A 15,116-nucleotide genomic window follows, 5' to 3' on the forward strand; every position below is an offset into this window, starting at 1 on the left:
CTATGCGAGTAATAGCAGGAAGTGCTAGGTCTTTACCTTTAAGTGTTCCGGAAGGTAAAGATATTCGGCCGACAACAGATCGTTACAAAGAAACAGTTTTTAATATTCTACGTCCATATATATTTGGTTCTAACGTACTGGATTTATTTAGTGGGACCGGCAGTATCGGAATAGAGGCTTTAAGTAGAGGTGCAACCCGTTGTGTATTTGTTGAAAATCATAAAACGGCCATAACTTGTATTGAGAAAAATCTGAATTTCACAAAACTATTTGAAAAAGCTGAGATTATGAAGTATGATTATAGCAAAGCATTGATGGATCTTGGTAATCATGGTATTCAATTTGATTTGATATATCTGGATCCACCCTTTGATCAAGGTATGGAAGAAGAGACGATTTCACAAATCCATGGATATGATTTGTTAAAAGATGATGGTATAATGGTATGCGAAAGCAGTTTAAAAACGGACATGTCTTTCATCGAGAATCTAAAGACCTATGAAATCATCAAAGAACGTACCTATAATACTTGTAAATTCAGTTTTATAAGAAAATTAAAGACGATATAAGGATGTGACATAATGAAAACTGCGGTCTATCCAGGAAGCTTTGATCCGGCTACCAATGGACATTTAGACATCATTAGAAGAAGTGCCTGTCAAGTCGAGCATTTAATCGTAGGGGTGTTAAACAATGTTAATAAATCGAGTCTATTCACAATAGATGAACGTGTCAAATTATTAGAAGCATTGACAAAAGATTTGCCAAATGTAGAAATCAGATCCTTTTCAGGACTTTTGGTAGATTTCATGGAAAAAGTATCAGCAAATCTAATAATCAGAGGGTTTAGAGCTGTATCTGATTTTGAATTTGAAATACAGTTAGCCCAGACAAACCATAGCTTGAATCCAAACATTGAAACTATATTTTTTGTGACAAAGAATGAATATTCCTTTTTAAGTTCAAGTGTTGTAAGAGAGGTTGCTATGTTTGGTGGCGATGTGAGTCAGATGGTTCATCCAATAACCGTTACCTATTTAAAAGATAAATATGAGAGTATGGAGGAATGAGTATGAGTGATGTATTTAATTTAATTGATGAAATGGAAGGTTATTTTGAAGAATGTAAGACAATGCCTTTTTCCAATAAAATCATAGTGGATATGGAAGTGGTATACGAGTTTATGACAGATTTAAGGTTGAAGTTACCAGAAGAGATTAAACGCTCACAAAGAATTCTTGAAGAAAAAGAACGCATTATTGAGGATTCAAAAAAAGAGGCCGACCATGCTCTAAACAAAGCTTCAGCAAGGGTCAATGAACTGGTTGATGACCATGAGATTAGTAAAAAAGCTGAGAAGAAAGCACAAGATATTATTGAGGCAGCCAATCAGACCGCCAAAGAGATTAAAGTGGGTGCTTATGAATATGTTGAAGAGCTTGTTGAACAAATGGAATATGCTATGCGAGACACGATAGAACAGACTAATATCCACTATGGTAAGTTTGAGAATTATATCAGCCAACAAGTCAAAGTTATGGCTAATAATAGAGAAGAACTTATTATGAGTAAAAACAAATTAGATGATTAAATAAGAATCTTATATCATATTTTTTAAATATAGTGTTGACATATACATCTTTATATTGTAATATATAGATATAAAATAAACCTGATTCAATCAGGTAAACAAATATAGAGGTGTATAATGAATTTTTTAAAGAAAAGTTATCAGAGTATTTCAGCAGATGAAGTTAACAAGATTATGAAAGACAAAGACGTTCAGATTATTGACGTGAGAGAACAATACGAATTTGCGGCCGGTCATATTGAAACAGCTAAGCTTATTCCCTTATCTACAATCCCAAGCCGTATCAATGAGATTGATAAAGATAAGAAAATTGTTGTTGTATGTGCCAGTGGTGCAAGAAGTACCAGTGCATCTAAGTTTCTTGGTAAAGAAGGTTATGATACGTATAACATGGTTGGTGGTATGATGGGATGGCGTTATAAAACAAAATAGTATTGGAGAAGCTGTCTCAGAATGTTGAGTCAGCTTTAATTTTGTGTTGATATGTAGTTTAAGTGCATTTGTATTAGAATAATTTTTGGTAATAATCGTAGATATAATACACACTTTTTCCTTGCCTTACACTACGTACGGTCAGCGGAAAAACTGTGTATCACATCTACTCGGTAATAAATCGTCATTTCGTCAAGAATAAGCACTGCTCAATCATCCTTCCTTTTTTACATTTTCAAGGAAAGTCATACTTTAGTATTCAGCCTTGAAGCGTGGCAGAATACGTCAAGGACCTTTCCTATCAAACCATTCAGAAATATGAGCAGAGCTCATAGCGAAGCGAAGCTTCTTTTCTTGCATCCATGTAAAAATGAAGGACGTTCTACATCCATGTAGAATTGTGATTGATCAGCGCTTTTTCTTTCCTCATTCGGTTCCGCATGTGCGTCATTTCATTAGGCTTAAATTAAAATATCTCACATAATGCACTTTGCTCTGTGTATGATGGTACTTCTTATGGCTTAATGATTGTTCTAAACTAAATTACTATATATAGAAATACTAAAAACGATTTTATCCTTAGCCAACATCGACCATGAAGTTCCTGGAACTGTGTGTGTGACTTAAGCAAGTCTGCATGGATGCAGACCGCCGACTTTTGGTGCAGGGACGCACCAATCGGAGGCCGTAGTCATACATACAGTGGAAGGGTTTTCATGGGACCCAGTTTAAAGTCACATGCATTGTACCCGCAATTTGTATAGAAATCAAATGAAGTTTATATTTACGAACCTACGATCTTAGTTATACATAAAAAAGTCTCTAAGCGTTTCCACCTAGAGACCTGGTTGATTCATATTTTGCTAACTAAGAGCCTTAATTCATAGAGAATAGACTACCATTTACCTTTGGTCATGTGGATGCCAAGTTCTGCTTTTGCAAGATTCTTGATTTCCCATGCCATTTTGATGGTTTTTTCAAAAACATCAATACAACCTGGATCTAGACCGATTTCGATTCCGGCTTCACTTAAGTCGATCATTGTAGCAGCAAGATTTACCAATTCCATATGTAGATCATTGGATTCATCAGATGCATAAATCTTATTAGCGTCTTCCTCAGATAGAAGAACATGTTTTTCTTTTGGTGCGCCACATTTTGGACAAAAATCCAATGCTTCATCAGCCTCATATACAAAGCCACATGCCGTACATTTAAATAGATTCATTTAGTTACCTCCTTATTATTCATGTTTGGTTAAACAAATACTAATTGTTTGCTTCAATTCATTATATCACATATGAAATGAATAGGAAGACCATAATTTATTATGGTAATCGAATAATGGGGGTTTCATATTCATTATTCATTTTCGTATTATAATAGAAATGAATGAGATGATTATAATGTAATGTACTATTTAAATCAGCTTGATAAGATAGCAATTGTATATCATCTAATTGCTTGCACCCTTGTCGTATGTTGACAATAATTGGCAAATCTTCATCATGCTTTTTAATGGCTTTTAACATCTTTTGCCCCGTAGAGTTGAAGCCCAAAACTTTAAGATAAGGCTTCATTTCTGAATTTAATAATTCAAAGGTTTTTTGCTCATGACCCAGATAAATATGTAACAGTGCTCTTGCGATCTTGGTTCTTGTGTAGCGTTTAGATAGAATCTTATTGACCAAACTATCATAATCATAAGCATGTAAAGCCGCTTCGATAATCTTGTATTCTAGTCCTTCATTAACATCCTGATAAGTCCCTAGAACTTCAGGCGTACTTGCAAGTATTTTGTATTTTAAAAAAGGGAAAATCATATCGTAAAAGATAGGGCCTTCACCGCAATGTATAGCGTTTTCAAGTGTATTATAGGAATATAACGGAAGCTTTTCTGATAGGGGGGCGTGATTGTCATGCTCTTGTAAGAATTTTCGTATAGCCGTAGCAGAGGGTATGGTGGTTCTACTGTTATCGTCATGGTAAGCTGAGCCAATACGCTTAACCGTTGTCGGTATGATATTGCTTTTCTGTCTTCGTAGTGCTTTTATATATTCAATACCCAAAATGTTGTTTGGCGTCTTGATGGCTTTAGCTGTATCCTCGGACATCAAATGATGGTTGTGGACGTATTTATATAGAGCTTTTTCTCTTGCTTTCGGGAAGGTATCCCCTGTGCTAAGATACTCATTAAGAAGGAATCGAAATCCAATGGGCTCATTATGAAGGATATCTGCGATATGAACAAGGTCATCAATGGATCCGGATTCACTACCGAAATTCAAGTGTGTTGTAATACCAGTTGCGTTTAAGAGTCTAATTGCCATATGTGAAAAATATTCAGCGCTGGACGTAGCAAAATAAGTAGGTAGCTCAAGAACTAAATCAACACCGGTATGAAGGGCTGCCTGGGTTCTTGCATACTTATTAATAATGGCCGGTTCACCACGTTGGACAAAATTGCCGCTCATAATAAGTACTACACCCTGAGCTTGTGTGCGTGCTTTTGCAGCTTCTATTTGGTATGCATGACCCAAGTGAAGTGGGTTATATTCGGTGACAATGCCACATATGTTCATAATTACCATCCTTTATAAGTGTTCTCTAGAAAGTATATCATAATCCTGACTTACATGGCTATACAGTTTAACCCATTAACCTAACGATGTTTATAAAAAAAACAATAAAAACCTAAAAAAGCATTGTATACAATGAACACAAAGTATATAATAATCATATATGAACAATGATCATTTACTGTAAGCAACTATGATGTGCTTAGAGTCAATGGTCTTTGATAATTATAACGTAATAAATGAGCCAGTCTGAAAGGGGCAAAAAATGAGTTTTATTGAAGCAATTAAGGACAGAGCAAGACAATCCAGAAAAACCATCGTTTTACCTGAAAGTATGGAAATAAGAACACTTGAAGCCACGGCACAAATATTAAGCGAAGATATTTGTGATGTCATTCTAATCGGTGATAAAGATGAAATCACAAATATAGGCATGAATTTTGACATCTCACGTGCAACCATCGTTGATCCAAATTCATTTGAGCAAATGGATGCTTATGTTGCCAAGTTGGTGGAACTCCGAGAAAAAAAAGGTATGACTTTAGAAAAAGCCGGGGAAATCCTAAAAACAGATGCATTGTACTTAGGCGTCATGATGGTGAAAATGGGATTGGCGGATGGTATGGTAGCAGGTGCTGTTAATTCAACAGCCAACGTACTTAGACCATCTCTTCAGATTCTAAAAACAGCACCCAACACAAAACTTGTTTCTTCATTTTTTGTCATGGTCGTTCCAAATTGTGAATTTGGACATCAAGGCATTTTTGTTTACTCCGATTGTGGATTGGTTCAAAACCCTAATGCAGAAGAACTTGCGGCAATAGCAGGTAGTTCTGCAAAATCATTTAAAAGTCTTGTAGGCGCTGAACCTATCGTAGGCATGTTGTCCCATTCTACAAAAGGAAGTGCCACACATCCGGACGTAGACAAAGTTGTAGAAGCAACCAAAATTGCAAAGTCACTTTATCCTGAGTATAAAATTGATGGTGAATTTCAATCGGATGCAGCAATTGTTCCAAGTATAGGCGCAGCGAAGGCACCTGGCAATGAGATTGCAGGTCATGCCAATGTATTGGTATTTCCAGATCTTGATGCGGGTAATATCTGTTATAAGTTAACTGAAAGACTTGCTAAAGCGGATGCATACGGACCTATTACACAAGGAATCGCAAAACCTGTCAATGATTTATCTAGAGGCTGTACAGCTGAAGATATTGTCGGTGTCGTTGCAATAACAGCGGTACAAGCTCAATAGAATGACGAAGGAAAAGGGAGTAAAGATATGAATATTTTAGTATTGAATTGTGGAAGTTCATCAGTTAAGTATCAACTCATTAACATGGAAAATGAAGATGTATTAGCCATCGGTATTTGTGATCGCATTGGTTTTGATGGTTCTTTTATTGGCCACAAACCAAAAGGCCATGATAAGATGAAATTACAAATACCTATGAAAGATCACAAAGAAGCAGTAAAAGCAGTCCTTGCAACTTTAACAGATCCTGCTCATGGTGTTATTGATTCAATGGATGAAATTGCTGCTGTAGGTCACAGAGTTGTACATGGGGCAGAAGCATTTTCAGCTTCGACTATTATTACGGAAGAAGTGAAAGATGCTATCAAAGTGTGCAGTGATTTGGCACCTTTGCATAACCCAGCCAATCTCGTTGGTATTAATGCTTGTGAAGTACTTATGCCAAATACGAAACAAGTAGCGGTATTTGACACAGCTTTCCATCAGACAATGGAGCCAAAAGCTTATCTATATGCACTTCCATACAAATATTACACGAAACACAAAATTAGAAAATATGGTTTTCATGGTACATCTCACAAATATGTTGCATACAGAACAGCAGAGTTTTTGGGACGTAACATTGAAGATATGAAGATTGTTGTTTGTCACTTAGGTAACGGTGCCAGTGTATGTGCTATAGATGGAGGAAAGTCTGTAGATACAAGTATGGGTTTAACACCACTTGAAGGTCTTGCTATGGGAACCCGTTGTGGTGACCTTGATCCTGCGATCGTTCAGTTTATTGCTGAAAAAGAAGGATTAACTTTAGATGAGGTTATTAATGTATTAAACAAAGAATCCGGTATAAAGGGACTCTCACAGTTCTCCAGTGATTTTAGAGATATTGAAGACGCAATAGCGGATGGTAACAAACAAGCAGCTTTAGCCATGGATGTGTATCACCTAAAAGTCGCTAAGTACGTAGGTGCTTATGCTGCTGTTATGAATGGTATTGATGCAGTTGTATTTACTGCAGGACTTGGCGAAAATAATCATGAAGTGCGAAAAGAAGTATGTAATTACTTAGGATATTTAGGTGTTAAAGTTGATGATGAGTTGAACCATGTTCGTTCAATGGAACGTGACTTTTCAGCGGAAGGTGCAACTGTAAGATCTCTTGTCATTCCTACCAACGAGGAATTGGCAATCGCTAGAGAAACAAAGCAACTTATCAAAAAAAACTAAGTATTAAGAATTAAGGTGAGCTTGACACCATAATTAAAGACATAATAATATGCTGTATAAAGGCAATGACTCCTGTTGTTGCCTTTATATTTTCGAAAACAAGGTATCATTATTATGTGATCTAATATTTACCCTTGACAAAATATTTGGGCATATGTATAATTACATGTGGTTATTATTCGAGGTATAAAGCGGTTTTGCTTTACAGCTAAAGGAGTGGTATCATGCATATTAATTTAACGGAACTGTTTTCACAAACGGTTAAAGATGTTACTATCCAGCGAACCTTAGAAATGGATCAACTTGAATTCGGTGGTGAAGTTTATGAAATTAGTAAGCCCATCAAAATCGAATTCGAAGTTACCCAATTAGGTGAAGGCGAATATTTGACCCAAGGCAAGGTTGAAGTAGAGTTAGTAATGTACTGCAATCGTTGTATGAATGAAGTCATAACAATGGTTGAAGGTCAGTTCACAAGAGAATTAAATGAGCATGTTGATGATTCTGAAAGCGATGATATGAAGGATTATTATAAGAACTCAGTTCTGAATGTGGAAAAATTGGCTTTAGACGAAATCTATATGAATGTGCCTATGAAAGTTCTTTGCAACGAATCATGTCAAGGTATTTGCAAGGTATGTGGTGCAAATCTTAACGAAGAAACATGTAATTGCGAAGATGACAATGTAGATCCCAGACTTGCTGGACTAAAAGATTTATTCAATGAAAGATTTAAGGAGGTGTAGACCATGGCAGTACCAAAACGTAAAGTATCCAAAGCGAGAAGAAATAGTAGAAGAGCCAATTGGAAATTAACGGCTCCAAATCTGTCCACTTGTACAAAATGTGGCGAACTCGTAATGTCTCACAGAGCTTGTAAAAAATGTGGCACATATAAGAGCAAAGTAGTATTAGAAGTAAAATAATCTACACTTTTCCAATGAATATAAACAGCGTAACCATTATGGTTACGCTATTTTATGTATTAGGAAATGACGACTTTCTTTTACATAAAAAGAGGAGGCGGAACATGGAACTAAAGAAGATTGTAATTGACGCCATGGGTGGCGATGATGCACCTAAGGCCATGGTAGAAGGTGCTGTTTGGGCACTAAATACTTGCGAAGACATTTACTTGATACTAACCGGTGATGAACCTAAAATCAATGAAATATTAAAAGGTAAGACGTATGATAAGAACAGAATGGAAATCATCCATACGACTGAGGTCATCACCAATGATGAATCTCCAGTACTTGCCATACGAAGAAAAAAAGATGCGTCTTTGGTCCGAGCTTTGTATCTTGTTAAAGATAAAAAGGCAGAGGCATTGGTATCAGCCGGGAGTACAGGTGCTGTATTAGCAGGAGGGACTCTGGTCATTGGGCGTATGAAAGGCATTGAACGTCCTGCACTAGGTTCTTTAATTCCTAATGAAAAAGGTATGACTTTGCTTATTGATTGTGGTGCCAATGTAGACAGTAAGCCTCATTTTTTACATCAGTTTGCTAAGATGGGATCCATCTATTATGAAAACATTTTAGATATTAAGCATCCTAAAGTTGCTTTGGTCAACAATGGTTCGGAGGACAAAAAAGGTAATGCTTTAGTAAAAGATACATTTCCTTTGTTGAAGAACGATACCACTTTGAATTTTATTGGTAATATGGAGGCTAGAGATATTCCTACAGGCGAAGCCCATGTTATTGTATGTGATGGTTTCGTTGGTAATGTTATTCTAAAGTTAACAGAAGGTTTGGCCGCATCTTTACTTGGTATGGTAAAAGAATCGATTATGTCTACAACTGTGAGCAAGATTGGTGGTCTACTTATTAAAAAGTCCATGAAATCCATGAAAAAGAGATTAGATTATACGGAGTATGGCGGGGCGCCCTTACTCGGTCTTGAGGCTTTAGTTGTAAAAGCACATGGTAGCTCAAATGCTAAAGCATTTAAGAATGCTATCCTACAATGTAAGACTTTTATCGATCATAAAGTGAATGATAAAATTAAACAACAATTATTATAAGTCAGTGGTTGATTATGTTATAAAATTATAGTAAGATGGTCTTATTATATCAAGGTTAACGTATGAGAACTTTTTCGTTTTACATAGTTTTTATGCCTTAACCATATCAGACAAGTTCTTTATAGGAACTCAATGAGAAAGGAGCTTATTATGGATGAAAGTAAATTATTAGAAATCATAGCAGAATTTACAACGTACGGACCGGAAGAACTAAAAGAGAATATGCATTTTTCGGATGATCTTGGTATTGATTCCCTTGACTTGGCACAAATCATTATGGCTGTAGAAGATGCCTACGATGTAGAGTTGGATGAGGAAGCCTTAGACAGTATTCAGACAGTTGGCGATGCTATCAATATGGTTAAGAATAACGGATAATTTTTAATAGATGTTATTGTATACAGGATAAATGGAAAGAGGTTTCAGAAATGAAGCTTCTTTTTTCTTCTCTAGGAAAGACTGTGCCATGTTAATGCGTTGAAGCCTCGCATTAACAATCAAGGAAATCTTTCCTGCCGGAACAATTTGCTTTGCAAAACGAGGCGTAGCCTCTTTGTTCTTATAGGATTATGAGCCGTTATTTAATAGAAAATTAAATAAGTTTATGATATAATATTTAACTGTGATTACTATTTAAGAAAGTGAGAATAGATATGTCCATTGTAAAAGATATTGAAGAATTTCAAGATATTATTGGGTATCAATTTGTTGATTTGAGACTTCTTGAAAGAGCTCTGACGCATAGTTCCTATGCAAATGAACATCGTTTGAGTAAGTTTGAGAACAATGAACGGTTAGAATTCTTAGGTGATGCAGTTCTTGAGATTATTACATCAGAATTCTTATTTCGTAAGTACCATGAGATGTTAGAAGGGGAGTTGACCAAATTTAGAGCCAGTATTGTTTGTGAACCAACGCTTGCTAACTTTTCTAGAGAAATTAATCTAGGAGATTACTTACTTCTTGGAAAAGGAGAAGATAATTCTGGAGGTAGATTAAGGTCTTCAGTTTTGTCAGATGCGGTAGAAGCGTTAATAGGCGCTATTTATTTAGACGGTGGTCTTGAAGAAGCACGGATTTTTGTCGAGTCAACATTATTAAAAGATGTTGAAAAGAGAAAGCTTTTTGTAGACAGTAAAACCCATCTTCAAGAAATCATTCAAAAAAACAGTGATCAATCGGTTGAATATCTTATCGTAAGTGAAAAAGGTCCTGACCATTCTAAGCTTTTTGAAGTCATAGCGGTTCATCTAGGTGAAACCATTGGTCATGGATTTGGAAGAAGCAAAAAATCAGCAGAACAAGAGGCAGCCTTTGACGCCATTAAAAAAATCGTGTAACAATAATTTCTGAACAATTTATAAACGATTATAAGTTGTCCAATTTTTATTGAGTGATTACGCGTGTCTGGGACAAATGAATCGAAATTTGTGTAAAATATCGTGATGTTACAATCACATTTTGGAGAGATCAGCATGCATTTAAAAAGCATAGAGTTGTACGGTTTTAAGTCTTTTGCCAATAAAATGGTATTTAAGTTTGAAAAAGGCATCACAGCCATCGTTGGGCCTAACGGCAGTGGTAAAAGCAATGTAGCAGATGCCGTTAGATGGGTGCTGGGTGAACAAAGTGCCAAACAATTACGTGGTAGTAAAATGCAAGATGTAATCTTTGCAGGTACAGAAGCAAGGAAACCCCTTGGTTATTGCCAAGTTGATTTGACCATTGACAACCATGATATGAAAATTCCCATTTCATATTCGGAAGTAACTGTATCTAGAAGGGTCTACCGTTCCGGTGAAAGTGAATACTTCATAAATGGTACGAACTGTAGAATGAGAGATGTACTTGAGCTATTTATGGATACTGGGATCGGCCAAGAAGGCTATTCTATAATCGGCCAAGGCCAGATTGAAAAAATATTATCGAACAAGCCGGAAGAGCGTAGGGCTTTATTTGATGAGGCAGTTGGTATCGTAAAGTTTAAAAAACGTAAAGAAAGCGCAGAAAAAAAATTAGATGAAGAGAAGCAAAATCTATATAGAATCAATGATATTATCACAGAATTAGCGCATCAAAAAGAAACTTTAACAGAACAAGCCACAAAAGCCAAAGCCTATCTCAGGTATAAAGAAGAATTGAAAGTTAATGAGATTGGTAGTTTTGTTATGGAAATAAAAAAAATCAATGATCAAATTGATGAAAATGAAGCTAAAGCTAAGATTATTGATGAAAACATAAAGCAAGTACGCACAGATTACCAACTCAACAAGACGAAGCACAGTGAATTTGTAAAAAAACTTGAAACCCTGGAGAGTGAGATTGATGTTATCAGGAATCAGTCAACTCAACTGACGGTGCTTAAAGAAAAAAAAGAAAGTGAAATCAAACTGACGCAGGAGCAGATTACCCATCTAAACAGCAATATAAATAGATTTGAGTCTGACATCAATATTCTAAAACAAAAAAGGGGAAAAATTGAAGAAACGTTACAACAGTATCAAGAGGATATGGCTTCTCTTTTTGAAACCAGTGAAAAAAGTGAAGACGATCTAAGAGAACACGAAAAAAAGCTTAAGGAAATCAATGAGATCATATTAAAAGAAGAAGATGCTGTGGGCATGATTCAAAGCAATATGATAGAACGTCTGAACGAAATCTCCAACATAAAAACAAAAATGCAACGATACCATACAATGACTGAAAACGCCTTTTCTAGGAAAGAAAGTCTTGAAGCGAGGCAAAGGATTTTATCAAAATCTCTTGAGGCATTAAAATTGTCTTTAAAGAATGAAACAGATTTAAGAGAGGGTTATCAAGCTGAGATTCATAAACTTGAGGATGAAAAAAATGTTTATAATCTCTCTTTAAGTCGCATACAAGAAAATATTAAAAGTATAGAAGAAAAACGTAATACCATGATTTCAGATGTTCAGAATCTGAAATCAAAGCATAAAGCTTTAACAGAAATCACAGATCAGTATGAAGGCTATAATCTTAGTATAAAAAAAGTAATGTCACAAAGGCATCTGCCGATATATGAGAAAAAAATATGTGGTGTTGTAGCCGATATCCTCAAAGTGGAAAAAAAATATGAGAAAGCCATTGAAATTGCCCTTGGCGGCAGCTATCAAAATGTAATAACAGAAGATGAGGCAACAGCAAAAAGCCTTATAGCGTATTTGAAAACACAAAAAGCCGGTCGTGCTACTTTCTTGCCGCTTACGAACATCAAGCCCAACATACAAAAGAATGCAGCGCTTCGATTGGAAAAAGGGTTTGTCGGATATGGTGATGAATTGGTAGAAGCATCCGATAGATATTCAAATATTTTATCCTTCTTGCTGGGACGTACCATCATTGTAGGTGATATAAATGATGCTATTTCCATGGGTAAAAAACATAACAATACCCTTAGGATTGTTACCTTAACCGGAGATATGGTTAATCCAGGCGGATCTTTAACAGGCGGTGCTTATAAGAATGACAATACACAATTCTTATCGAGAAAAAGGGATCTTGAGACTTTAAGCGTACGCATTCATGAATTGGATCAGCAGCTTAAGGAAACGGATTTGGTGTATCAAACACAATTAGAAGAAAAAAGTAATCTAGATGAAAAACTAGAGACAATAGCTTCTAGACTTCAATCGGTCTCTATAGAATTAAACGGAAAAAATATTCAAATGCATCAATTAAAGGGTGATGTTACTAAAAGTGATGAAGAACTAAAAGAACTCAAAATAGAAGTCGACCAGATTATAGTCCAAGAACAAGAATTGACTTTTCAGTTGACAGAACTTGAGAAAAATCTCATGGAAAATGAAATCAATAAGGATGAGGCAGAATCGACCGTCAAGGATATGATGGAAAAAACAGTTGGTCTTAAGAAAGAAAAAGAGATTTTACTTGAAACCATCACCAATATTCGACTTGAGCATGCTTCATTAAATGAACAGCGACATAATGCAAAAAGCAATCTGAATCGTATGCAGGAAGAAATCAAAGAACGGACAGATGATATCATACGTATAGAATCTGATATTATGTCAGCAGTATCTAATCAAAAAACTAAAATTGAACTTCTTGAGACTTATGGTCAAGAGACGGCTACTTTTGAAGCACAAATTCAAAAAGTCCAGATTCAAATTCAGCAAAAAACGCTGGATAAACAGCACCTGAGTAAAGAGCAAGAGGCATTGTACCTTAAACAAGAAGAATTATCCGAAAGTATAACTTTACTTGAAAAAGATGCCTTAAGGGTTCAAAACAGCTTATCCAAGCTGGAAGCACAAAAAGAAAGCCACATGGAATATATGTGGAATGAGTATGAGTTGACCTACAACCATATAATGACACAAGAACAAGATCAATTAGGTAGCATGTCATCTATTAAGAAATCCATTGAAGCCCTAAAAACACAGATTAGGGACTTAGGTGATGTTAACGTTAATGCCATTACGGAGTATAAGACGGTGGATGAACGTCATCAGTTTCTATCTGAGCAAAAAGAAGACTTAATTGAAGCTGAGAAGCAACTTAGAACAGTCATAATTGAGCTCGAAGAAAGAATGCAAACACAATTCAGGGAGCAGTTTAACGCTATAAACCTTAAGTTTCAACAGGTTTTCAAGGATCTATTTGGTGGCGGTAAGGCTTTTTTAAGGCTGTCTGATGAAGAACAGGTACTCGAGGCCGGTATACACATTAACGTACAGCCACCGGGTAAAAAGCTTCAGAGTATGATGCTTCTATCAGGTGGTGAACGTGCTTTTACAGCAATTGCACTTCTTTTTGCTATACAAAGCTTAAAACCATCTCCCTTTTGTGTACTTGACGAGATTGAGGCTGCTCTTGATGATGCTAATGTTGAGCGGTTTGCAAAGTATTTAAAAAAACTCACTGTAAATACGCAATTTATCATCATAACGCATAGAAGAGGTACTATGGAAGTGAGTGATGCATTATATGGGATTACCATGCAGGAAAAAGGTATATCAACGCAAGTGTCTGTTAAACTATTAGAAGATATATTGGAATAATTCCGGAAAGAAAGGTTATTATGTCAGAGAATAAGAAAAGAGGTTTCTTCGGCAAATTGGTCGAGGGACTAACAAAAACGAGAGATAATATATTAGGTGGTGTTGATCAGGTTCTAAGTGGATTTTCAAGTATTGACGAAGATTTTTATGAAGAACTGGAAGAAGCTCTGATTATGGCTGACTTTGGTGTCCATACGGCTCTTAGAATCTTATCCGATATTAAGGTTAAGGTAAAAGAACAGCATATTAAAGATCCAATGGAAGTCAAAAATCTACTAAAAGAAGAATTAATGGAAATCATGCACTTATCGGATGATGCTTATATTTTCGAGGAAAAAAAATCCGTTATACTCATTATTGGGGTTAACGGTGTTGGTAAAACCACGACCATAGGCAAGTTGGCTATGCGTTATAAAGCCCAAGGTAAGAAGGTGGTCCTTGCAGCTGCAGATACTTTTCGAGCGGCCGCTATTGAGCAATTGACCGAATGGTCTAACCGAGCAAATGTAGACATTGTTGCAGGTCAAGCCAACTCGGACCCTGGAGCGGTCGTCTATGATGCTGTTTTTGCTGCCAAAGCCAGAAAAGCAGATATGCTTATTTGTGACACAGCTGGACGTCTTCATAACAAGAAAAATCTTATGGATGAGCTTGGGAAGATTAACAAGATTATTGACCGTGAGTACCCTGAGGCCCACAAAGAAGTGTTGTTGGTCCTTGACAGTACGACGGGCCAAAATGCGCTACAACAAGCCAAGCAGTTTAAAGAAGTTGCAAATATTACAGGCATCGTTCTTACCAAGTTGGATGGAACAGCAAAAGGTGGTATCGCCATTGCCATACAGTCAGAACTGAATCTATCGGTTAAGTTTATTGGCGTTGGTGAGGGTATCGATGATCTACAAGATTTTAACCCGGAAGAATTTGTTGAAGCCCTTTTTAAACAGTAAGGCATAAGCCT

At 36.2% G+C, this 15,116-nt stretch carries 15 protein-coding genes; 13 read left to right on the forward strand and 2 right to left on the reverse strand.

From position 1 onward, the window contains the following. Positions 1-2 precede the first annotated feature (2 nt). The 4 genes from rsmD to PATL70BA_RS00220 all read left to right on the forward strand — a co-directional run bounded on the left by rsmD (position 3) and on the right by PATL70BA_RS00220 (position 2,023). The gene (gene rsmD / locus PATL70BA_RS00205) at positions 3-569 is read left to right on the forward strand and encodes a 16S rRNA (guanine(966)-N(2))-methyltransferase RsmD (protein WP_125135471.1); all 567 of its coding nucleotides are present in this window, start codon (positions 3-5) and stop codon (positions 567-569) included. Positions 570-581: 12 nt separating this feature from the next. After that, entirely contained in the window at positions 582-1,070 is a 489-nt protein-coding gene (gene coaD / locus PATL70BA_RS00210) for a pantetheine-phosphate adenylyltransferase (RefSeq protein WP_125135472.1), read from the forward strand. A gap of 2 nt (positions 1,071-1,072) precedes the next feature. Continuing rightward, on the forward strand, positions 1,073-1,591 hold the full coding sequence (locus PATL70BA_RS00215; RefSeq protein ID WP_125135473.1) for a hypothetical protein: 519 nt from the start codon (positions 1,073-1,075) through the stop codon (positions 1,589-1,591). 117 nt (positions 1,592-1,708) lie between these two features. Further along, positions 1,709-2,023, forward strand: a complete 315-nt coding sequence (locus PATL70BA_RS00220; RefSeq protein ID WP_125135474.1) for a rhodanese-like domain-containing protein — start codon at positions 1,709-1,711, stop codon at positions 2,021-2,023. A gap of 895 nt (positions 2,024-2,918) precedes the next feature. Here PATL70BA_RS00220 and PATL70BA_RS00225 read toward each other — a convergent pair. Together PATL70BA_RS00225 and PATL70BA_RS00230 are read right to left on the reverse strand one after the other, a co-directional pair. Beyond that, on the reverse strand, positions 2,919-3,251 hold the full coding sequence (locus PATL70BA_RS00225) for a rubredoxin-like domain-containing protein (RefSeq protein ID WP_125135475.1): 333 nt from the start codon (positions 3,249-3,251) through the stop codon (positions 2,919-2,921). A gap of 100 nt (positions 3,252-3,351) precedes the next feature. Next, entirely contained in the window at positions 3,352-4,605 is a 1,254-nt protein-coding gene (locus tag PATL70BA_RS00230; RefSeq protein ID WP_172596035.1) for a nucleotidyltransferase, read from the reverse strand. Between the two features lie 262 nt (positions 4,606-4,867). On the opposite strand from PATL70BA_RS00230, the gene pta reads away from it, so the two are divergent. The 9 genes from pta (at position 4,868) to ftsY (ending at position 15,105) form a co-directional block, all read left to right on the forward strand. After that, the gene (gene pta / locus PATL70BA_RS00235) at positions 4,868-5,857 is read left to right on the forward strand and encodes a phosphate acetyltransferase (protein WP_125135477.1); all 990 of its coding nucleotides are present in this window, start codon (positions 4,868-4,870) and stop codon (positions 5,855-5,857) included. A 27-nt stretch (positions 5,858-5,884) separates the two neighbouring features. After that, positions 5,885-7,084, forward strand: coding sequence for an acetate kinase (locus PATL70BA_RS00240; RefSeq protein ID WP_125135478.1), 1,200 nt, complete (start codon positions 5,885-5,887; stop codon positions 7,082-7,084). Positions 7,085-7,308: 224 nt separating this feature from the next. Continuing rightward, a complete protein-coding gene (locus tag PATL70BA_RS00245; protein WP_125135479.1) occupies positions 7,309-7,830 on the forward strand; it encodes a YceD family protein in 522 nt (173 codons plus the stop codon). A gap of 3 nt (positions 7,831-7,833) precedes the next feature. Further along, the gene (rpmF, locus tag PATL70BA_RS00250) at positions 7,834-8,010 is read left to right on the forward strand and encodes a 50S ribosomal protein L32 (RefSeq protein WP_125135480.1); all 177 of its coding nucleotides are present in this window, start codon (positions 7,834-7,836) and stop codon (positions 8,008-8,010) included. A gap of 104 nt (positions 8,011-8,114) precedes the next feature. Then, positions 8,115-9,113, forward strand: a complete 999-nt coding sequence (gene plsX, locus PATL70BA_RS00255; protein WP_125135481.1) for a phosphate acyltransferase PlsX — start codon at positions 8,115-8,117, stop codon at positions 9,111-9,113. Positions 9,114-9,263: 150 nt separating this feature from the next. Continuing rightward, on the forward strand, positions 9,264-9,491 hold the full coding sequence (locus tag PATL70BA_RS00260) for an acyl carrier protein (RefSeq protein WP_172596036.1): 228 nt from the start codon (positions 9,264-9,266) through the stop codon (positions 9,489-9,491). Positions 9,492-9,766: 275 nt separating this feature from the next. Further along, complete coding sequence (rnc, locus tag PATL70BA_RS00265; protein ID WP_125135483.1) at positions 9,767-10,453, forward strand: ribonuclease III; 687 nt, start codon at positions 9,767-9,769, stop codon at positions 10,451-10,453. Positions 10,454-10,558: 105 nt separating this feature from the next. After that, the gene (gene smc / locus PATL70BA_RS00270) at positions 10,559-14,155 is read left to right on the forward strand and encodes a chromosome segregation protein SMC (protein WP_172596037.1); all 3,597 of its coding nucleotides are present in this window, start codon (positions 10,559-10,561) and stop codon (positions 14,153-14,155) included. A gap of 20 nt (positions 14,156-14,175) precedes the next feature. Further along, positions 14,176-15,105, forward strand: a complete 930-nt coding sequence (gene ftsY, locus PATL70BA_RS00275; protein WP_125135485.1) for a signal recognition particle-docking protein FtsY — start codon at positions 14,176-14,178, stop codon at positions 15,103-15,105. Positions 15,106-15,116: the final 11 nt, after the last annotated feature.

Source organism: Petrocella atlantisensis, assembly GCF_900538275.1.
GTDB lineage: Bacteria > Bacillota > Clostridia > Lachnospirales > Vallitaleaceae > Petrocella > Petrocella atlantisensis.